Origin of the sequence: Sphingobium herbicidovorans (genome assembly GCF_002080435.1) — a bacterium.
Lineage (GTDB): Bacteria > Pseudomonadota > Alphaproteobacteria > Sphingomonadales > Sphingomonadaceae > Sphingobium > Sphingobium herbicidovorans.
Genome location: NZ_CP020538.1, coordinates 382,398 through 402,121, shown reverse-complemented (window position 1 = coordinate 402,121; position 19,724 = coordinate 382,398). Strand labels below are relative to the sequence as shown.

Below are 19,724 nucleotides of genomic sequence, written 5' to 3'. Positions count from 1 at the left end.
CCAGGGACGATTACTTTGAGTGCGTTGACTAAAAACCCGCCGGAAACAGATGCTTGCCCTGCTCATCCAGCCGCAGCACCACTTTCCCAGCAATCGCACTTAAAGGCAGATCGCCATAAAGGTGCGGGAACAGCGCGCCGCCGCGTGACTCTTCCCATTTCACCGCTTCACCAAATGGCGCCAGGTCGACCATCACCATCACCAGATTGTCCTGGCCCGCGAAATGTTTGGCGGCGGTTTCGGCGGCCTGGTCGCGGGTGGACATGTGGATGTAGCCGTCGGCCAGATCGACGGGCGCGCCCTTGAACGCGCCGTCGGTCTTTAGCTGGTCATACTGATCCTTCGTCAGGATCTTGTAGGCGAAGAGGTCGCTCACTCTTCGGTGAGGTCCGGGTCGGCTTCAGGGCCGACTTCGGGCAAGACTTCCATGCCAGCCGGGGTGCTGATTTCGGTTTCCTCGTCGCTTTCCTCGATCTTCGCGGCGCTGACGACATGTTCGTCGTCGGACACATTGAACAGGCGCACGCCCGCCGAGTTGCGGCCGATGACACGCAGGGTGTCGAGGCCCATGCGGATCAGCTTCGCCTGATCTGTGACCAGCATCAGATGATCGCCGTGACGCGCCGGGAAGCTGGCCACCACCGGGCCGTTTCGGCCGATATTATCGATATTCGTGATGCCCTGACCGCCACGGCCGGTGCGGCGATAGTCATAGGCGGACGACAGCTTGCCATAGCCGTTGGAGCAGACGGTGAGGATGAATTGCTCCTTCGCCTGCAGCTCGGCGAAGCGCTCCTCGCTCATTTGCGGCGAGCCTTCCTTTTCCGGCTTCCATGGAGCGAAACGGAGATAGTCTTCGCGCTCCTCCTGCGTCGTGCCGGCGCGGTGGAGGATGGAGAGCGAGATGACTTCATCATCGCCCTTGAGCGTCATGCCGCGCACGCCGGTCGAAGTACGGCTCTGGAACTCGCGCACATCGGTCGCCTGGAAACGGATCGCCTTGCCCTGACGGGTGGCGAGCAGGACGTCGTCGTCTTCGGTCAGCAGCGCGACACCGATCAGGCGATCTTCGCTGTCATCGTCGAAACGCATCGCGATCTTGCCGTTGCTGGGCACGTTGGCGAAGGCGTCCATGCTGTTGCGGCGGACGGTGCCGTTCGCGGTCGCGAACATGACGTGCAGGTCCTTCCAGCTGTCCTCATCCTCGGGCAGAGGCAGGACGGTCTGGATCGTTTCGCCGGGGCCGAGCGGCAGCAGGTTGACCATCGGACGCCCGCGCGTGGCCGGCCCGCCTTCGGGCAGGCGCCAGACCTTCATGCGGTAAACCTTGCCCGCGGTCGAGAAGAAGAGGACTGGCGTGTGCGTGGAGGTCACGAACAGTTCGGTGATCGCGTCCTCATCCTTCGTCGCCATGCCCGAACGGCCCTTGCCGCCGCGCGCCTGGGCACGGAAACTTTCGAGCGGCGTGCGCTTGATATAGCCCTGCACGGTGACGGTGACGACCATCTCCTCCCGCTCGATCAGGTCTTCATCGTCGATGCCATCCGCGGCGGCGGTGATTTCCGAAATGCGTGGGGTGGCGAAGTCGCGCTCGATCGCCTCGAACTCCTCGCGCATGACGGCGTAGAGTTTCTGGCGATCGCCGAGGATAGCGAGATATTCGGCGATGGCTGCGGCCAGTTCGGCCAGTTCCTTGCCGATTTCGTCGCGGCCGAGCGCGGTCAGGCGATGCAGGCGCAGGTCGAGGATGGCGCGGACCTGCGTGTCGCTGAGGCGATAGGTATCGCCGCTGGCTTCCGTTTCGATCGCTTCGACCAGGCGCAGATAGGATGCGATTTCGGCAACCGGCCAGTCACGGGCAAGCAGGGTTTCGCGCGCTTCGGCCGGGCTGGACGACCCCCGAATGATGCGGACGACTTCATCGAGATTGGTGACCGCGATGACAAGGCCTAGCAAGATATGCGCGCGGTCGCGGGCCTTGTTCAGCTCGTACTTGGTGCGGCGGGTGATGACCTCTTCGCGGAACTGGACGAACGCCTGGATGATGTCGCGGATGTTGAGCAGTTCCGGGCGGCCGCCGCGAATGGCGAGCATGTTGGCCGGGAAGCTCGACTGAGCGGGGGTGTTGCGCCAGAGCTGGTTCAGGACGACTTCCGGCGTGGCGTCACGCTTCAGGTCCATGACGATGCGTACGCCTTCGCGGTTCGATTCGTCGCGAATGTCGCTGATGCCTTCGATCCGCTTGTCCTTGGCGGCTTCGGCGATCTTTTCAACCAGGCCGTTCTTGCCGACCTGATAGGGGATGGCGGTCAGGACGATCGACTGGCGGTCGCCGCGTCCTTCCTCGACCACATGGCGTGAGCGCATCATGATCGAACCGCGCCCTGTGTGATAGGCGCTGCGCGCGCCCGATTGGCCGAGGATCAGCGGAGCGGTCGGGAAGTCGGGGCCGGGAACGATCTGGATGAGTTCGTCGATGGTGATGGCGGGATTTTCGATATAGGCGAGGCAGGCGCGGATCACTTCGCCAAGATTGTGCGGCGGAATGTTGGTGGCCATGCCGACCGCGATGCCGCCAGCGCCGTTGACCAGCAGGTTGGGAAAGCGCGCAGGCAGAACCTGAGGTTCGCTTTCCGACGCATCATAGTTGGGCTGGAAGTCGACCGTATCCTTGTCGAGATCGTCCAGCAGGGCGGTCGTGACCTTGGCAAGGCGCGCTTCGGTATACCGCATGGCGGCCGGCGGATCGGGGTCCATCGACCCGAAGTTGCCCTGACCGTCTATCAACGGCACGCGCATCGACCAGTCCTGCGTCATGCGCGCCAACGCGTCATAGATCGCGCTGTCGCCATGCGGGTGATATTTACCGATCACGTCACCGACGATGCGCGCCGATTTGCGATAGGGCTTGTTATGCTGAAAGCCCGATTCATGGGCGGAAAAGAGAATGCGGCGGTGTACGGGCTTCAACCCGTCGCGGACGTCAGGCAGCGCGCGCGACACGATCACCGACATGGCATAATCGAGATAGCTCGCCTTCATCTCATCGACGATGGAGATGGGGCTGATGTCCGAAGGGTCGGCGAGGGCAGTCTCGTCGGTCAATGCGATTCTCTTTTAGGTGGATGGGTTTCGTTGCTCATCCACTAGCGGAGCGAAACAATTCTGTCACCCCTCGCGCGCGCGCGCTCGCGGCGTATCAAGCTGTAAGAAGGGGCTGACAGGCGCGAAAGTGGTGCATATACGATGTTCAAACGTCATTCACGCGCCGCCCCCTATTCGGCGCTTAATCAAGGGCGCCTTTCCCCCGGGCGCGCAGAGGAGAAGATGATCATGCGTTTTGTTACCCCCATGGCGCTCGTGCTGGCTCTTGCGTTGACAGGCGGCGCCGTTTCCGCGCCCGCAACGGCCGCAAAGAAGGAAGACAAGAAGGGCGGCGCGCCAAAGCTGAATGTGTCGCCCGACGTCATCAAGGCGTTGCAGACGGCGCAGGAGGCGGCACAGAAGAATGACTTCGCCGCTGCCAAGGCGGCGCTGGCCGACGCTGACAGCAAGGCGCAGTCGAATGACGACAAATATCAGATTGGCGCGGTCAAGCTGAACACATCGATTTCCGCGAAGGACAGCGCGATGCAGGGCGAGGCGCTGACCCAGATGCTCGACAGCGGCCTTACGCCGCCCGAACAGGTTGGCCAGTTCAACGCGGTCGCCGCCGACCAGGCGTTGCAGGCGAAGAATTACGACCTGGCCATTCGCCGCGCCCAAGCTGCGGCGCAGGCAAATTACAAGGCCGATGCGGTCAACGTGACGCTGGCGCAGGCCTATTTCGGGAAGGCGGGGACGGCCAATGCGGCGGCGGAGCCTGCGCGCGGTCTTAATCAACAGGGTCTTACGGCGCTGAAGGCTGCGATCGACGCGACGAAGGCGGCGGGCGGCCAGGTTCCGGCGCAATGGTATCAGATCGGCGTCGGCCGGGCGGCTGCCTCGCGCCTGCCCGAAGTCACCGAATGGGCTACGAACGCTTATCAAGCCCAGCCGAGCGGCGAAAATCTGCGTACGCTGATCCGCCTGTTCCAGCAGTCGAACCCCAATATCACCAACCGCGAAAATCTGGATGTGCTGCGCCTGATGGCGGCATCTGGCGGTCTGGTCGTGGCGGGCGACTTCCTGGAATATGGCGAGATGGCGTCGAAGACCGGCATCTATGGCGAAGTGAAGTCGGCGGTCGATCAGGGCCGGGCCAAGGGCGTGCTGAAGGGTAACGCTGGCGCTGACCTATACCAGACCGCTGCGCCCAAGATCGCGGGCGACAAGGCTTCGCTGGCTTCGGCGGAAGCTGACGCGCGCAAGGCTGCGAACGGCAAGATCGCGGCGGCGACCGGCGATGCCTATCTGGGCTATGGCGACTATGCCAAGGCGGCGGCGATGTTCGACCTGGCCAAGCAAAAGGGCGGCGTCGATGCGGACGAGGTGAACACCCGTCTGGGCATTGCAAAGGCGCTGGGCGGCGATGTCGCATCCGCCAAGGCGGCGCTTCAGTCGGTGCAGGCCGGGACGCGCAAGAAAATCGCCGATCTCTGGCTGACCTATCTCGCCACGAAGGCCTGATCCTCTACAAGGGGCGCGCCAGTCAGAGAGGCTGGCGCGCCTTATTCCATGCCATGAAATAACAGGGGCCGGCGTGATGCGTCGGCACACCATCAAAGGGGGACGGCCGACATGGTCAGGCTGCGACATTCCATGCTGAAATCAGGGCTATTCGCCATCGCTGCCGTTGTGGCGGCTTCAGGGCCAGCCATGGCGAAAAAGTCGGTGGCGAGCGGCCCTGTCATCGTCATGTCGGAAACATTCCGGACAGCGGCGCAGGCGGCCGACAACGCGATCAAGGCAGGCGATGCCAACACCGCTCAGGCCCATATAAGCGGGCTGATGCCGGTCAGCGATTTCGAAGCCTATGCCGCGGCGGCGCTGCGGTTCGAGCTGGCCGTGTTGAAGCAAAATTTCCAGGCGCAGCGCGTCGCGCTGACCGACATGTTCAAGACCGCGTCGGTGCCCAAAAAGGATGCGCCCCGGCTGCGCTATGTCGCCGGTTACCTGTCCTATGTCGTGGGCAATTATGACGACGCGCTGGCCCAGCTCGATTACGCCAAGACGCTTGGCTATGACGCTACCGACGCGACGATGCTACGGGCGGACATCTATCTGCGCAAGAACAAGGCGCGCGAGGCGCGGCCGTTCGTGCAGGATGCGCTGGCCCGACAGCGGGCTTCGGGGCAGCCGGTTCCGGCGGCCTGGTATGACCGGGCTATCTCCATGGCATATGGGGCCGGCGACTGGGCCGAAGTCGGCGCACTCTATCGCGAACGGCTTGGCCGCTATGGTTCCGCGGGAGAATGGCGGTCGGCGCTTGCCAATTACCTGAGCGCGCCCGGTATGGATACGCAAGTGCAGCTTGATCTCTACCGCCTGCAGGCGGCGAACGGCGCCATGGCCAGCGAGCGCGACTATCAGGCCTATGCGCAGCTCGCCGAAAAGGCGGGCAATCATGCCGAAGCGAAGGCGATCATTGAGGCAGGACGGTCGGCAGGCAAGCTGACAGCGACCCAGGCGGCGACCGCCAGCCTGATGAAAAGCGTGACGCCCAAGGCAGCGAAGGAAATCGCCGCGATCCCGGCAGCCGCGAAAAAGGCTGCGGCCGCAAAGGACGGTTCCGCCGCGCTGTCGGTGGCTGACGGCTATTTTTCGCTCAGCCAGTTTCCGCAGGCGGCCGAACATTATCGGTTGGCACTGAGCAAGGGCGGCGTAGACCAGGGCAAGGCCAATACGCGCCTGGGCATCGCCCTCGCACGGTCAGGCGATCTGACCGGCGCGAAGACGGCGCTGGCGCAGGTCACGGGCAACTGGGCGAATGTCGCGGGCTTCTGGAGCGTGTGGGTCGACCAGCAGAGCCGCAAGACGGCGTTTCAGCCGGTCGGCGTCTCCCCGGCGAGCTGACGCGATTTCGGGGAAGGTCGGCTGGCTGCGGTGACGATCCGTGGCGAGCCGACACCCTGTTTTACATCGCGAACGAAACGCTGGCGGCAATCTCCCGCCCTTTGTCAGAGGGGGAGCGGAACGCCCGGCAGATTCTTCGACATGCGGATGGTGAGGGACGTCTTGACGCTGGCCACATTGGGAGCGGGCGTCAGCTTCGATGTCAGGAACTGCTGAAAGCTCTGCAGATCCTTGGCGACGACCTTGAGAATGAAATCGATTTCGCCGTTAAGCATATAGCATTCGCGCACTTCCGGCAGGGTGGCGACATGGTCCTCAAACGCCTTCAGGTCGGCTTCGGCCTGGCTCTTGAGGCTGACCATCGCGAACACCGTGATGGTGTAACCCAGCATGGCGGGGTTCACCACGGCGTGATAGGAGGTGATGGCCCCGTTTTCCTCCAGCGCGCGCACGCGACGAAGGCAGGGTGGCGCGGTCAATCCGACCTTTCGCGCAAGCTCCACATTGGTCATTCGACCATCCTGTTGCAGCTCGCCCAGAATGTGCAGATCGATATCGTCGATATTGGGGCCAGCCATTATCCCGATTATTTCCTTTCTCATTTCTTGCCCGTCACCATAATAATATTTCAGGGCAATGCAATTGTCCCACTATGCGACGGTCCCAAATGAACAGGCCGTGCCCCTTCCACTTTGCCCCGCGAAGGCTTATCCCGGACCGGTAATTTCCTTCCGCGATCAAGTGCCGCATGTCGCCGGAAGTCCTCAAGGGGATAAGGGTGCGCTTCAACGATCTGATGCAGACGGTTCTTGCCGCAGAGAACAGGAGTGGGCTGGGCGCAGTCACGCTGTGGCGGCAATGCGTCGATCTGCTGGCGCAGAATGATCGCGCCGATCGGGGGACATTGCCCGATGAAGAGCGGCTGGCGTTGCTGGACCGGCTTTCCGCCTTGCAGTCCCAGCTGTCCGAAACGCAACGGATCGCAACTGTGGTTGAACTGGGCGGCCGCCTGCGTTCCCCTGCACTGGTTGAATTTTTCGCCAACGACCGGCCGGCGATAGCCGCCGCCGCCATGTCGCGCGCGCGGTTGCCCGATGACGTCTGGGTGGAGTTGCTCCCACGGCTGAACCCAACGGCGCGCGGCATATTGCGCGGGCGCCGGGATCTGGGACCGGGAACGCAGCAGGCGCTGGGGGCATTTGGTCTGACCGACCTGGTGCTGACAAGCGATCGTGATGACATGCCCGGCGCAGATGCCGGGGACATGCTGCTGACCGCCGAAATGATGGAGCCGGTGGAGCAGCCCGCACCGCCCACGCAAGCCGACGACGCCATGGTCGAGGATGCGCCCGAATTTCCCCCGGCCGACGTGGCGGCAGGCGATGATCAGATCCGCAATCTTGTGGACCGCATCGCCCGTTTCACCAGCACGCGTCGGGCGCCCGATGTGGCGGCGCCTCGTACCGATCCTGCGGAAGCGGCGGTCGTTCGGTCGTTCGCATTCGAAACCGATGCAACGGGCATGGTGATCTGGATCGACCAGGGGCCGCGCGCGGCGTTGATCGGCCTGTCATTGGGCGAAGTGGCGGTTGCCGGGGCGAGCGGGCCGGATGGCAGCGTTGCAGGGGCCTTCATGCGGCGCAGCGGTTTCCAGAATGGACGCTATACCATCGTCGGTGGCGCGATGGCCGGCGAGTGGCGGCTGTCTGCGACCCCGTTCTTCGATCCGCGCTCAGGCCGTTTTCAGGGCTATCGTGGACAGGCGCGGCGGCCCTATCTGCATGAAGTCGCAGCGCCGCCCCAGGCCGAGCCTGTGTCGGTGGCTGGCCTGTCGGCGGATTCGCTGCGGCAGCTGGTGCATGAACTGCGCACGCCCCTCAACGCGATACTGGGCTTTGCCGACATCATCGAGCAGGAGCTGTTCGGACCTAGCGGACCGGAATATCGGGAGATGGCGGGCAAGATCGCGCTGGACGCCCGGCATCTGCTGGCCGCCTTCGACGATCTGGATCTCGCCGCGCGCGTTTCGCGTGGAGAGGGAGCGGAAACGCCCAGCGCCGTCGATCCCGCGCTGCTGATCGCGCAGGTGTCGGCCCGTTTTCGCGAGCAGCGCGAAGGCGACGGCGCGCAGATCGACATCAACATGGCCCGCGCCCTGCCGATGGTGCGGATCGACCCCGTTCAGGGCGAACGGATGGTGCAGCACCTGATGCGCACGGTCATATCCATCGGCGCGCCGGGAGAGGCGCTGAGCGGGGCGTGCTGGTTCCAGCCTGATGGCGGACATGGCTGCGTCATGCTGGCGGTCGATCGTCCGGCAAGCCTGGAGGGGATGGACGAGGAACAGTTGCTGGACCCTGGCTATACAGCGGACGGCGACTGGGCGGACGGCCCGCTGCTGGGGCTGGGCTTTTCGCTGCGGCTGATCCGTAGCCTGGCGGCGGGTTGCGGCGGCGGTCTGCAGATAGAGCCGGATCGCTTCCTGCTATCCATGCCAGCCATGACCGTGGCGGAGGATGCGGCGGGCAGCTTCTGAGCCAAGCGAAACTCTATCGCAACGATTGAGCGATAGGGATGGCGCATGAACGCCCCTGTCCATGATGGCTGCCTGCTCCGCGCGCCGACGCTGGAAGACGCGATAACGCTGGCTCCCGATTTCGGGACGCGTTTCATGCTGTTTGTCGATACCGAAGAAGAATTCGACTGGGACGCGCCCTTCAGCCGGGCCGCCACCAGCGTTACGGCCTTGGCCGGGATGGCGCGCGGTCAGGGCTATTTCGCGGCGGCAGGCATCAAGCCTATCTATGTGACGGATTATCCCGTGGTCGACAGCGACGCGGCTGCCGCGATGATGGGACAGTGGCTGGCCGATGAGGCGGCTGACGTCGGGGCGCATCTGCATCCATGGGTTAACCCTCCGCATGTGGAGGAAGTGACGGCCGCCAACAGCTATGCCGGGGCGCTCCCTGAAACATTGGAAAGAGCGAAGCTGGAGGCGCTGTGCGAGCGGATTGCGGGCCGTTTCGGGCGGCGACCGATGGTCTATCGCGCGGGGCGCTATGGGGTAGGATCCAATAGCGCGCGGCTGCTGGAGGAAGCGGGCTTTCGCCTGGACAGTTCGGTGCGTAGCCGCTTCGATTATAGCGGGCAGCATGGCCCGGACTTTCAGGGAATGCCGCTAAACCCCTATTGGGCCGGACCCGGCAGGCAACTGGTGGAGTTGCCGCTTTCCACGGCGTTTGTCGGCATGTTGCGTGGCGGCGGCGAGCGGCTTTATCGCGCGGCGCAGGGAATGGGACCGCTGGCGGGGGCCATGGCGAGGGCGGGGATGTTGAACCGTGTTCCGCTGACCCCTGAGGGCGTTCCGGTAGGGGATGCGATCCGGGCGATCGACGCGCTGATCGACGAAGGCGCGCGCGTTCTGAACTTCAGTTTCCATTCGCCGACGCTGGAGCCTGGCCACACGCCCTATGTGCGGGATGAAGCGGATCGGGTGGCCTTTTACCGCTGGTGGGACAAGGTGTTGAACCATCTCGACCGCCGCAGGGTGCGACCTGCAACGCTGGATCAGCTGCTTCAGGCGGTGCCGGAGCGGAGACAGGCTTGCAAAGCAGCTTGAGGCTGCTTATCCGGGCGTCAGGTGGGGCCTGTAGCTCAACGGTTAGAGCTGGCCGCTCATAACGGCTAGGTTGCGGGTTCGAGTCCTGCCGGGCCCACCATTTCCCCAACATATGCGTCTGACCACGTGCGAAACGGGTTCGTCAACGTCGCGTTACCCGAATTTGCGTCATTGTTGCGGATGTGTTCAACAATCGGCAGTTGCAAATTGTGCAACGCAAAATTTTTGCTTGCGACTCGGACGAATCAGTGACAGCTTCATGAACGTCGAAGCAGGGGCGCTTCGAAACATTTGCTGGATCCGCCGCTGAAGGCAGGAGCCAGCTTCGGTCCCTAAGGATCGAAATCGGCAATGACGCCGCCCGGACAGGTCTGAACAGACCTTCGTCCTGGCGGCTTTTTTTATTTGTTTTTCAACGCGGTCGCAAATGCGCGCCGCGAACCGTGAACTTCATCTTTCACACGCCGGACAGTGGTTCGGCGAATGGCTGGCTGCGTGCCTTTTGCAGCGCTGACGATCTGACACGAAAGGAAATTGGGGAATGGCAGAGGGGGACAATCCACAAGGCGTGAGCCGCCGGAGCGCGCTCAAGACCAGCGGCACCGCGGCGCTTATTGCTGCAGCGCATCAGGCATTGCCTTCTGGGGCATTGGCCGCCGGAGCCGGGCCTGAGGTCACTGGAGCGAAGCTGGGTTTCATCGCGCTGACCGATGCCGCGCCGCTGATCATTGCCAAGGAACTGGGCTTTTTCGCCAAATATGGCATGCCCGATGTTCAGGTCTTCAAACAGGCCAGTTGGGGAGCTACGCGTGACAATCTGGTGCTGGGTACGGCCGGTGGCGGCATCGATGGCGCGCATATATTGACGCCCATGCCCTACATGCTGACGCTGGGCACGATCGGCAAGGCGACGCCGATGAGCATCCTGGCCCGGTTGAACGTCAACGGGCAGGGGATATCCGTTTCCAAGGACTATCTGGGCGCGAAAGCCGATATCAACGCGGGGAAGATGAAGGGCGTGATCGCCCAGCGCAGGGGCGCGGGCAAGAAGATCACCATGGCCATGACCTTCCCCGGCGGCACCCATGACCTGTGGATCCGCTACTGGCTGGCGGCAGGCGGCATCGATCCCGACAAGGATGTCGAACTGATCACGATCCCCCCGCGCAGATGGTGGCGAACATGAAGGCGGACGCCATGGACGCCTTTTGCGTCGGCGAACCGTGGAATGACCAGCTAGTCGCGCAGGGGTTGGGATACTCGGCGGTTTCGACCGGTCAGATGTGGATGAACCACCCCGAAAAAAGCTTCGCCATGCGGTCCGACTGGGTGGCCAAGAACCCGCGCGCTGCCGTGGCGATCACCGCCGCCGTCATCGAGGCGCAGCGCTGGGCCGACAATCCGGCCAACAATGCGCGGCTGGCGAGCACCATCGCAGGACGCGATTATCTGAAATGCCCGGTCACCGACATTGCCGATCGTCTTATGGGCAATTTCAATATGGGCGACGGGCGGAAATTCCCCAACGCCGCCTTCAAGATGAAGTTCTTCAACGGCTACGCATCCTTCCCCTACAAGAGCCATGACCTGTGGTTCCTGACGGAGGACCAGCGCTGGGGCAAGCTGCCCATGTCGCTCGACACCAAAGCGGTGATCGCGAAGGTCAATCGATCTGACATCTGGCGCAAGGCGGCGGCGGCGATGGGCGGCAAGGGGCCAGCGAGCGACAGCCGCGGCGTCGAGAAGTTCTTCGACGGCAAGACGTTCGATCCAGCCAACCCCAAGGCCTATCTGGCCAGCCTGGCAATCAAGCGCGTTTGATGAGGAAGGGTAGAGCCATGTCTTCGCCATCGCCAAGCAGCAGAAAAGGGCCGCCGCCGGTATCTTCCGCCGGCAGTTCCAACGAACTGGGAGTGATCTTGCCTTATCCCGAACAAGCCATTGCACGGCGGAGTTTCGAACCGTTCAGCGCGCCGGTTCATCCGCTGGTCCGCAAGGCGCGTGAAGTGGCGGCGTCCACCCTGCCCACCATGGTCCTGGTCGGCGCGCTGCTGCTGTTCTGGCAGCTGTTGTGCGCGTCGCCGGATGCGAATTTCCCCAGCCCCGTGAAAGTGTGGGAGGAAAGCCATGACGTCATCATGCATCCTTTCAAGGGCGTGGAGATGGGACTTACCCACTTCAGCATACAGGATGGCGGGGATGTCGGCATCGCGGGTCATGTGCTGACCAGCCTTAGCCGGGTTCTCATCGGCTACAGCATTGCCTCCGTCTTCGGCGTCGCACTGGGCATCCTGATCGGGCAGAGCGTTCTGGCCTTCCGAGCGCTCGATCCCTTGTTCCAGGTGCTGCGGACTGTGCCGCCGCTGGCATGGCTGCCGATCAGCCTGGCGATTTTCCAGCAGGCGCAGCCTTCCGCGATATTCCTGATCTTCATCACCGCAATCTGGCCGGTGATCCTGAACACTGCCGCAGGGGTGCAGACCATTCCGCCGGCCTATCGCAATGTGGCCAAGGTGCTGGCGCTCAACCCGATCGAATATTTCGTGAGGATCATGTTGCCCGCGACCGTGCCGCACATGTTCACCGGCCTGCGGATCGGCGTGGGCATGAGCTGGCTGGCGATCGTGGCGGCCGAGATGGTGCAGGGCGGCACCGGCGTCGGCTTCTTCATCTGGGACAGCTACAACAGTTCGCTGCTTACCGACACGATCGTCGCGCTGGTCTGGATCGGCATGGTCGGCTTCACGCTGGACCGCATCGTCGCCTTTGCTGGCCGCATCATCGGCCGCGAAGGCTGACAGGGGAGACAGGCTCATGAAACAACGTAGCTATCTCGCGCTCGAAGGGATCACCGTCGAGTTTCCGACCAAGGCAGGCCGCTTCTGCGCCCTGGACAGCATCGACCTGGAAGTGGGGAAGGGAGAGTTCGTTGCGCTGATCGGTCATTCTGGCTGCGGCAAATCGACTTTGCTGAATGCAGTCGCCGGCTTGGTCAAGCCGACGCGGGGCGCCATCTTTCTGAACGGAGAGCTGGTGGATGCGCCGGGGCCGGACCGTGCCGTGGTGTTCCAGGACCATTCGTTGCTGCCCTGGCTGACGGTCGAGGAAAATGTGCGTCTGGCCGTCGACAAGACGGCGGGCGGCAAGAACAAGGCGGAGCGCAAGGATTGGGTGATGCACAACCTGGAGCTGGTGCAGATGACCCATGCAGCGGCCAAGCGGCCTGGTGAATTGTCCGGCGGCATGAAGCAGCGCGCCGGCATCGCCCGCGCCATCGCGATGAACCCGCGCGTGCTGCTGATGGATGAACCGTTCGGCGCACTCGACGCACTGACGCGTGCGGCGTTGCAGGATGTCGTCATGGATCTGCAGGCGCGGCTCAACAACACAGTGCTGATGATTACCCATGACGTGGATGAGGCCGTGCTGCTGGCGGACCGCGTCGTCATGATGACCAACGGCCCTGCCGCACGGATCGGTGAGGACCGCCCGGTAGCGCTGGCGCGGCCGCGCAACCGGATCGAGGCGATCGACATGCCCGAATATGCAGAGGCGCGATCGGCCGTCATCCACTTCCTGCACGAGCGCTACCGCAACCCGGCGACGCTTGCTGCGTGATGGGCAAGCCGCCCGACGAGGCGGCTGCAACAATATCGGGGTTGAGAGAGGATGCCCTGAAAGGCTGCAAAAGCCATCGGGTGCACAAGAGGGGGAATTTATGCGTGGATTGAAAATGTTGCTGTCGGCGTCAGCCGTGGCGACGACTGCAACGCCAGCCTTGGCGCAGGATATTATGTTCAAGCCGATCATCGAAGCGCGGCTGCGGTACGAGACGGTGGATCAGGACGGTCCATTGCCGCTGACCAGCAGCCGGGATGCCGACGCGGTCACGATGCGGATGCGTGCGGGCGGGGAATTGTCGAGCGGTCCCTTTTCCTTTCTGGCCGAAGCCGAAGGGACGCTGGCCATCGACGAGAGTTATAATAGTGGCGTCAACGGGAAGGCGCTCTATCCGATCGTACCCGACCCTGAAACTGTAGAAGTGAACCGGGTCCAGCTGCAATACAAGACCAAGCCGTTGATCGTCACCGTGGGGCGCCAGCGGATCAACCTGGATGACCAGCGTTTCGTCGGATCGGTCGCCTGGCGGCAGAATGAGCAGACGTTCGATGCGGTGCGCGCCGAATATATGGGCGTAAAAAACCTGAAGGTCGACCTGACCTATGCCATTTCGGCCCGGACGATCTGGGGCATTGATGGCGGCAAGTTCGGGGCGGCGAACCGGCCTACTCATATCGACGGCGACAACATCTTTGCCAACATATCCTACAAGAGCAAATTGGGCACATTGACGGGCTTTGCCTATCTGGTCGATCAGGATGAGCCGGTTGCGGCGCTGCTTCGCAACAGCAGCCAGACCTATGGCTTCCGTTTCGCCGGGGCCGCACCGCTGGCCAAGAAAGTGAAGCTGAGCTACCTCGCCAGCTACGCCCGGCAGAGCGATTATGCGAAGAACCCGGTCGATTATAAGGCCGATTTCGTCACGGCCGAGCTGGGCCTGGAGGTCGCGTCTTTCAAGCTGACGGGCGGTTATGAGCTGTTGGGTTCCGATGGCGACGCTACGGGGATCGCGGGTGGCTTTGCGTTCCAGACGCCCTTCGCAACGCTCCACAAGTTCAACGGCTGGGCTGACAAGTTCCTGACCACGCCGGGGACCGGCATCCAGAATTATTATGGCGGCATCGCCTATACCGTGCCCAAGCTGGGGAAGATGGGGCCGCTGGTCGCGTCCTTCATTTACCACCGCTTCAGCAGCGACCGCCTGTCGATCCACTATGGCGACGAATATAACGCCCAGGTGACGTTGAAGATCGACAAGCATTTGAGCGCGCTGGTCAAATATGCCGACTATGATCGCAAGGGCATTGCGAGCTTCGCAGGCGATGCCGACACCAGGAAGTTCTGGGCGCAGATTGACTACGCCCTCTGATCTTCCGTTGAAATGACAGCCGCCGCTGCGGGCCATCGTGCTTCGCGGCGGCGTTTTTCTATTGCGGCGGAAACGTCCGTCCAGACTGTTTCCGTTCTCACGACATGGGGCGAGGGGGGATATGGCGGCGGGCAAGAGGCATCGTGCCCCTCCCGATGAGCAATGCCGTTCCGGTGATCGCTATTCTGGTCGCTGTCCGATGATGGCCGATTGACGGGACGCCTCCTTCACCGCTAAGGCCCCCACAAGTCGGGGAGTAGCGCAGCCTGGTAGCGCATCTGCTTTGGGAGCAGAGGGTCGCAGGTTCGAATCCTGTCTCCCCGACCATTTTCTTGAAATCCAATTTTTTCAACGTAGTAACGGAAATCTGGCGCATTTGTGGGGCAGATTTGAGGGGCAATTTTGCAGAGCTGCATAAGTAATGAGGAGCGAAAGGCTCCCGAGCGGCGCTAACTACCGGCTTACCGCGCCATCCAAGGCACTCGCCAAGGGTGAGTTTCGCCCTGATAATGCTCCGGAAACATCTGCCGGTTTTCCACCAGCACGTCCCAAACGTCATCTTCAATAGCCATGGGCACATGCTCCTGATCGAAGACCTGTCCGGGACGCGCCGCCCTGATAACAATGCCTCGGGCTATGAGCGTGGCTGCGTATCCTCCGTCTAGCGCGCAGTCGAAGCTCTTCTGATTATGTTCAAGCAAGAAACCGATAATGCGCCGTTCGTCTTCGTTCATGAACGGTATGTAGGCTGCTACGGATTTTCGCCGTGCGCGGTTGTGCTGCCAACGTCGCTAATGAGCCGAAATATCAATTAGCTTCCATGTGTCACGTACGACAAAGGCCATCCAGAGGACGCCCGCAAACACGCCCACGAACGTCGTCAGTAATATCATCCACGCTTCAAGCGGTGGGAGAACTCCGCTCTTCCACAAATACAGGAAGATGAAGCAAGCAGCAGCCAGCGCAAATGCCTGCGCTGCGGTTGCCTTCAGAATATCGGGGAGTTTGAGCGTCTCAAACAGCGACATTGCGGCCAGTCCTTTGGAATCATTCGTTTCAGGACCGCAACATGGCCATGATTTTCTGATCATGCGAAGCGCCAGGAAGAAAAAGCAGGGGAACGCCCGAGAATGGCCTGACCCATTCCGCTGTCGCCGCTCAGCCCGCTTCAGCACCTTTTGCTCTGCACCTGAGACAGCAATAATGCCGTCCATCCTTCTTAATCCGGTCGACCCAGAAGGACTGCAAAGGCTTCACCTGCTGGCACCCATGGCACCATTTGAACCTCTGAAATTCTTTGGGGGCATCGCCATCACCAGCGAACCGCCAATACCCAGCACGCATAGAAAAAGGGCGGACCGTTAGACGGCCCGCCCTTTCGAAAATCTCGCTGACGCGAAGATTATTCGGCGTTCGCGGCGTTGTCGGCAGCGTTCGCAGCGTTGTCAGCAGCGTTAGCGGCATTCGCGGCGTTGTCAGCAGCGTTAGCGGCGTCTTCAACAACGTTCTCGACAACAGCGTTCGAAGCGTTCGCGGTCTCGTTGGCCGGCTTCTCACCGCAAGCGGCGAGGGCCATCAGGCCGGCCGAAGCGAAAACAACAGCGATCTTCTTCATTGTGTACGGCTCCCATAGCATATTGCCGCGTCAGACATGTTCGTAACAGGCCCCACGCGAGCGACCCGCATTAACGTGTGCGCTGCACAAATCAATGCTTTTCTGCGTCGGTGAAGCGACAGAATCACGCGACAGATGGTTGTCTACTATAAAAGTTCACTTAACATCCAGCTTTTCCGGCGCATTCGCGATTTCATAAAGTGCAACTGCCCAGGCGCTCACATTCTGCTGCAAATGCTCCCGGTCCACTTTGTCCAGCGTGTCATCGGGGGTGTGGTGAATATCGAAGTAGCGCGTGCCATCCTGTTGCAGGTCGATGACGGGAACGCCCGCCTTGACCAAGGGCTGAATGTCCGCGCCGCCACCGGCCAGCGCGCTGCTTCGGCCGATGCCTAGCGGAGCCAGTCCGGCGGAGATGCGGCTGGCAAGCCCTTCATGCCCCGCAGGCAATTTATAGTCCACGCGCCAGACGCGGTCGGCCCCAAAGTCGGACTCCATGACCATTGCGTGCGGCTCCGCCCCGTGCGCCGCGAAATAGGCCCGGCCGCCGTCGCCGCCAACTTCCTCCGCACCGGCCATCAATATGCGGATCGTGCGGCGGAGCGGACCGGCCTTGGCCGCATGAAGCGCCGCCGCGGTCACGATGGCGCATCCCGACGCGTCATCAATTGCTCCCGTACCCTGATCCCAACTGTCGAGGTGACAGGCCGCCAGCACAACGCCCGCCGCCGGATCGGCGCCGGGGATTTCGGCTATCACATTGCCGGACGGCTGGTCCTTCAGCATCTTGGAGGTGAGCGTGAGGTGAAGGCGAACAGGCCGCCCGCGCGACATGATCCGCACCAACTGATCCGCATCGGGAATGCTGAGAGCGGCGGCGGGAATGGGCTTTGCGCCTTCGGCCCACATTTGAACGCCGCTGTGAGGCTGGCGATGATGGTCCGTTCCGATCGATCGGATCAATATGGCGGCCGCGCCCTTTCTGGATGCGATGCTTGGTCCCTGCCGACGCGTGGCGCCGAAATAGCCATAGGAACTGCCGTCCTGAGTCGCGGTCATGGCGTGGCTGACAAAGGCGATCTTGCCTTTCAGGCTGCCGGCCGGTGCGGCTTCAAGATCGGCGAGCGTGGGAAAATAGACGACTTCGCCCTCAATCCCCTTCGCTGGCGTTGAGCCGCTGTTGCCGAGGGCAGCGAGAACTAACTGCTGTGGAAAGGGCGACAGGATATGCGCCTCATCCCGCCCGCGCAGCCATACGGGCATGGTAAAGGGCTGCGCGCGCACATTGGCGAAGCGAAGGCTTTTCAGCTTTGCGACCGCCCAGTCGCGCGCTCGCGCCTCTTGCGGGGTGCCAGCGGGACGCGGACCCACCTCTGTCGTCAGCCCTTCGACAAAGTCCCATGCGACGTTGTCCTGCAGGGCAGTGGTCCGAATCGCGGCAGCGGGAGAGGGGGCGGCGGCCAGGGGGAGGGGAAGGATGAAGCCGCCGAGAAGCAACGCGGCAATGGTGCCCGATCGGATTTTCTGCATGGATGAAGGCTTAGCCAGCCATCACCCATTTGCCAATGGCGTCGGGCTCCGCTAACTCCCGCGGGATTTTTCACGTTCAGTCTTTCGGAGCAGCTTCAAGCCATGTCCGCCTCCTCGCAATACGCCTTCGTCATGAAGAACATGACCAAGAGCTTCCCTGGCGCCGCAAAGCCGGTGCTCAACGGCATCAACCTGCAATTTTATCGCGGCGCCAAGATCGGCATCGTCGGCCCGAACGGTGCGGGTAAATCGACGCTGATCAAGATCATGGCCGGGATCGACACGGATTTCAGCGGCGAGGCGTGGCCGGGCGAAAATATCAGCGTCGGTTATCTGGCGCAGGAGCCGCAGCTCGACCCGACCAAGAACGTCCTTGAAAATGTGAAGGATGGCGCGCGGGAAACCGCAGACAAGCTGGATCGCTTCAACGAGATCAGCAACATCATGGCCGATCCGCCGGAAGACGCCGATTTCGACGCGCTGATGGAAGAAATGGGCACGTTGCAGGAGCAGATCGACGCGGTCGATGGCTGGACGCTCGACAATCAGCTGGAAATCGCGATGGAAGCGTTGCGCTGCCCGCCTTCGGACTGGTCGGTGGACAGCCTGTCGGGTGGCGAAAAGCGCCGGATCGCGCTGACCCGCCTGCTGATCCAGAAGCCGGATATCCTGCTGCTCGACGAACCGACCAACCATCTGGATGCCGAAAGCGTCGAATGGCTGGAAAATCACCTTAAGGAATATGCCGGTGCGGTGCTGATGATCACCCATGACCGCTACTTCCTGGACAATGTCGTCGGTTGGATCCTGGAACTCGATCGCGGAAAATATTTCCCCTATGAGGGCAATTATTCCACTTACCTCGAAAAGAAGGCCCAGCGTCTGGACCAGGAGTCTCGCGAAGAATCCGGCCGTCAGAAGGCGATCAAGGACGAGCTGGAATGGATCAGGCAAGGCCCCAAGGGCCGCCAGACCAAGTCCAAGGCGCGTATCTCAAAGTTCGAGCAACTGGTGGCGAGCCAGGAAAACCGCACGCCCGGCAAGGCGCAGATCGTCATCCAGGTGCCCGAGCGCCTGGGCGGCAAGGTGATCGAAGCGAAGAACATCACCAAATCCTACGGTGACAAGCTGTTGTTCGAAAACCTGTCCTTCATGCTGCCGCCGGGTGGCATCGTGGGCGTGATCGGACCGAACGGCGCGGGTAAATCGACGCTGTTCAAGATCATCACCGGCCAGGAAACGCCGGATTCAGGTGAGATCGACATCGGATCGACCGTGCGTCTGGGTTATGTCGATCAAAGCCGCGATCACCTCGACCCATCGAAGAATGTCTGGGAAGAAGTGTCCGATGGCCTCGACTATGTGAAGGTCAATGGCCACGATATGTCGACCCGCGCCTATGTTGGCGCGTTCAACTTCAAGGGGCAGGACCAGCAGAAGAATGTCGGAAAGCTGTCCGGCGGTGAACGCAACCGCGTACACATCGCCAAGATGCTGAAGAAGGGCGGCAATGTGCTGCTGCTCGACGAACCGACCAACGACCTTGACGTTGAAACGCTGGCGGCGCTGGAAGAAGCGATCGAAAATTTCGCGGGCTGCGCCGTGGTCATCAGCCATGACCGTTTCTTCCTCGACCGGCTGGCCACTCACATTCTCGCTTTCGAAGGCGACAGCCATGTCGAGTGGTTCGAGGGTAATTTCGGGATGTATGAGGAGGACAAACGCCGCCGCCTGGGTGATGCGGCGGATCGTCCGACGCGCCTGGCTTACAAGAAGCTCACGCGCTGATCTTTTCTGTTTCCTGAACGGCAGGTTGCAAATATTGCAATCCAGGGTCAGCATTTCGCACTTGCGAGATTTTATGTTGCACTGCACATAGGGAGTGCCTTTCAGGCATCCTCTCCTAAAACTTTCAGGCCGGCCCCTATGGGTCGGCCATTTTTTTGCGCCCTTTGGATTATGCCGGGTTTACTCGC

15 protein-coding genes, 2 tRNA genes and 1 pseudogene are annotated in these 19,724 nt (G+C 61.9%); 11 read left to right on the top strand and 7 right to left on the bottom strand.

Features of this window, described 5'->3' with window-relative positions:
- Positions 1-28 precede the first annotated feature (28 nt).
- On the bottom strand, positions 29-376 hold the full coding sequence (locus B6S01_RS01875; protein ID WP_037465700.1) for a DUF952 domain-containing protein: 348 nt from the start codon (positions 374-376) through the stop codon (positions 29-31).
- Positions 373-3,105, bottom strand: coding sequence for a DNA gyrase subunit A (gene gyrA, locus B6S01_RS01870; RefSeq protein WP_037465702.1), 2,733 nt, complete (start codon positions 3,103-3,105; stop codon positions 373-375). The genes B6S01_RS01875 and gyrA overlap by 4 nt, the downstream gene beginning before the upstream one ends.
- Before the next feature lie 228 nt (positions 3,106-3,333).
- On the opposite strand from gyrA, the gene B6S01_RS01865 reads away from it, so the two are divergent.
- Both B6S01_RS01865 and B6S01_RS01860 read left to right on the top strand, forming a co-directional pair.
- Positions 3,334-4,608 carry a hypothetical protein gene (locus tag B6S01_RS01865; RefSeq protein ID WP_231567992.1) on the top strand — a complete coding sequence of 425 codons (1,275 nt, stop codon included), beginning with the start codon at positions 3,334-3,336 and terminating at the stop codon, positions 4,606-4,608.
- 132 nt (positions 4,609-4,740) lie between these two features.
- Complete coding sequence (locus B6S01_RS01860; RefSeq protein ID WP_037465773.1) at positions 4,741-5,994, top strand: tetratricopeptide repeat protein; 1,254 nt, start codon at positions 4,741-4,743, stop codon at positions 5,992-5,994.
- Between the two features lie 104 nt (positions 5,995-6,098).
- On the opposite strand, the gene B6S01_RS01855 is transcribed toward B6S01_RS01860, so the two are convergent.
- Entirely contained in the window at positions 6,099-6,572 is a 474-nt protein-coding gene (locus tag B6S01_RS01855) for an Lrp/AsnC family transcriptional regulator (RefSeq protein WP_037465776.1), read from the bottom strand.
- Positions 6,573-6,742: 170 nt separating this feature from the next.
- Here B6S01_RS01855 and B6S01_RS01850 point away from each other — a divergent pair, with 170 nt between their 5' ends.
- From B6S01_RS01850 to B6S01_RS01815, 8 genes and pseudogenes are all read left to right on the top strand, one after another.
- Complete coding sequence (locus tag B6S01_RS01850) at positions 6,743-8,530, top strand: sensor histidine kinase (protein WP_051908240.1); 1,788 nt, start codon at positions 6,743-6,745, stop codon at positions 8,528-8,530.
- Between the two features lie 45 nt (positions 8,531-8,575).
- Positions 8,576-9,613 carry a polysaccharide deacetylase family protein gene (locus B6S01_RS01845; RefSeq protein WP_037465705.1) on the top strand — a complete coding sequence of 346 codons (1,038 nt, stop codon included), beginning with the start codon at positions 8,576-8,578 and terminating at the stop codon, positions 9,611-9,613.
- A gap of 24 nt (positions 9,614-9,637) precedes the next feature.
- Positions 9,638-9,713 (top strand) — tRNA-Ile (locus tag B6S01_RS01840).
- 441 nt (positions 9,714-10,154) lie between these two features.
- A pseudogene (locus B6S01_RS22090) lies at positions 10,155-11,434 on the top strand (CmpA/NrtA family ABC transporter substrate-binding protein).
- A 17-nt stretch (positions 11,435-11,451) separates the two neighbouring features.
- Positions 11,452-12,411 carry a nitrate ABC transporter permease gene (gene ntrB, locus B6S01_RS01830; RefSeq protein ID WP_234810780.1) on the top strand — a complete coding sequence of 320 codons (960 nt, stop codon included), beginning with the start codon at positions 11,452-11,454 and terminating at the stop codon, positions 12,409-12,411.
- A gap of 16 nt (positions 12,412-12,427) precedes the next feature.
- The gene (locus tag B6S01_RS01825) at positions 12,428-13,231 is read left to right on the top strand and encodes an ABC transporter ATP-binding protein (protein ID WP_037465713.1); all 804 of its coding nucleotides are present in this window, start codon (positions 12,428-12,430) and stop codon (positions 13,229-13,231) included.
- Positions 13,232-13,331: 100 nt separating this feature from the next.
- Complete coding sequence (locus B6S01_RS01820) at positions 13,332-14,603, top strand: alginate export family protein (RefSeq protein ID WP_051908241.1); 1,272 nt, start codon at positions 13,332-13,334, stop codon at positions 14,601-14,603.
- 250 nt (positions 14,604-14,853) lie between these two features.
- Positions 14,854-14,930, top strand: a tRNA-Pro gene (locus B6S01_RS01815).
- A gap of 134 nt (positions 14,931-15,064) precedes the next feature.
- On the opposite strand, the gene B6S01_RS01810 is transcribed toward B6S01_RS01815, so the two are convergent.
- The 4 genes from B6S01_RS01810 to B6S01_RS01795 form a co-directional block, all read right to left on the bottom strand.
- Positions 15,065-15,337, bottom strand: a complete 273-nt coding sequence (locus tag B6S01_RS01810) for a hypothetical protein (protein WP_037465719.1) — start codon at positions 15,335-15,337, stop codon at positions 15,065-15,067.
- A gap of 57 nt (positions 15,338-15,394) precedes the next feature.
- Positions 15,395-15,817 (bottom strand): hypothetical protein, encoded by a 423-nt coding sequence (locus B6S01_RS20935; RefSeq protein WP_037465722.1) that lies wholly within the window; start codon positions 15,815-15,817, stop codon positions 15,395-15,397.
- A gap of 188 nt (positions 15,818-16,005) precedes the next feature.
- On the bottom strand, positions 16,006-16,218 hold the full coding sequence (locus B6S01_RS01800) for a hypothetical protein (RefSeq protein WP_037465724.1): 213 nt from the start codon (positions 16,216-16,218) through the stop codon (positions 16,006-16,008).
- Between the two features lie 156 nt (positions 16,219-16,374).
- On the bottom strand, positions 16,375-17,748 hold the full coding sequence (locus tag B6S01_RS01795) for a M28 family peptidase (RefSeq protein ID WP_037465726.1): 1,374 nt from the start codon (positions 17,746-17,748) through the stop codon (positions 16,375-16,377).
- A gap of 102 nt (positions 17,749-17,850) precedes the next feature.
- Here B6S01_RS01795 and ettA point away from each other — a divergent pair, with 102 nt between their 5' ends.
- The gene (gene ettA, locus B6S01_RS01790) at positions 17,851-19,536 is read left to right on the top strand and encodes an energy-dependent translational throttle protein EttA (RefSeq protein WP_037465728.1); all 1,686 of its coding nucleotides are present in this window, start codon (positions 17,851-17,853) and stop codon (positions 19,534-19,536) included.
- Positions 19,537-19,724 lie beyond the last annotated feature (188 nt).

Bases quoted from the DNA above. Each gene is read 5' to 3' on its own strand.
- B6S01_RS01865 (WP_231567992.1), top strand. From the start codon at position 3,334: ATGCGTTTTGTTACCCCCATGGCGCTCGTGCTGGCTCTTGCGTTGACA.
- B6S01_RS01860 (WP_037465773.1), top strand. From the start codon at position 4,741: ATGCTGAAATCAGGGCTATTCGCCATCGCTGCCGTTGTGGCGGCTTCA.
- B6S01_RS01855 (WP_037465776.1), bottom strand. From the start codon at position 6,572: ATGGCTGGCCCCAATATCGACGATATCGATCTGCACATTCTGGGCGAG.
- B6S01_RS01850 (WP_051908240.1), top strand. From the start codon at position 6,743: ATGTCGCCGGAAGTCCTCAAGGGGATAAGGGTGCGCTTCAACGATCTG.
- B6S01_RS01845 (WP_037465705.1), top strand. From the start codon at position 8,576: ATGAACGCCCCTGTCCATGATGGCTGCCTGCTCCGCGCGCCGACGCTG.
- ntrB (WP_234810780.1), top strand. From the start codon at position 11,452: ATGTCTTCGCCATCGCCAAGCAGCAGAAAAGGGCCGCCGCCGGTATCT.
- B6S01_RS01825 (WP_037465713.1), top strand. From the start codon at position 12,428: ATGAAACAACGTAGCTATCTCGCGCTCGAAGGGATCACCGTCGAGTTT.
- B6S01_RS01820 (WP_051908241.1), top strand. From the start codon at position 13,332: ATGCGTGGATTGAAAATGTTGCTGTCGGCGTCAGCCGTGGCGACGACT.
- B6S01_RS01810 (WP_037465719.1), bottom strand. From the start codon at position 15,337: ATGAACGAAGACGAACGGCGCATTATCGGTTTCTTGCTTGAACATAAT.
- B6S01_RS20935 (WP_037465722.1), bottom strand. From the start codon at position 15,817: ATGGACGGCATTATTGCTGTCTCAGGTGCAGAGCAAAAGGTGCTGAAG.
- B6S01_RS01800 (WP_037465724.1), bottom strand. From the start codon at position 16,218: ATGAAGAAGATCGCTGTTGTTTTCGCTTCGGCCGGCCTGATGGCCCTC.
- B6S01_RS01795 (WP_037465726.1), bottom strand. From the start codon at position 17,748: ATGCAGAAAATCCGATCGGGCACCATTGCCGCGTTGCTTCTCGGCGGC.
- ettA (WP_037465728.1), top strand. From the start codon at position 17,851: ATGTCCGCCTCCTCGCAATACGCCTTCGTCATGAAGAACATGACCAAG.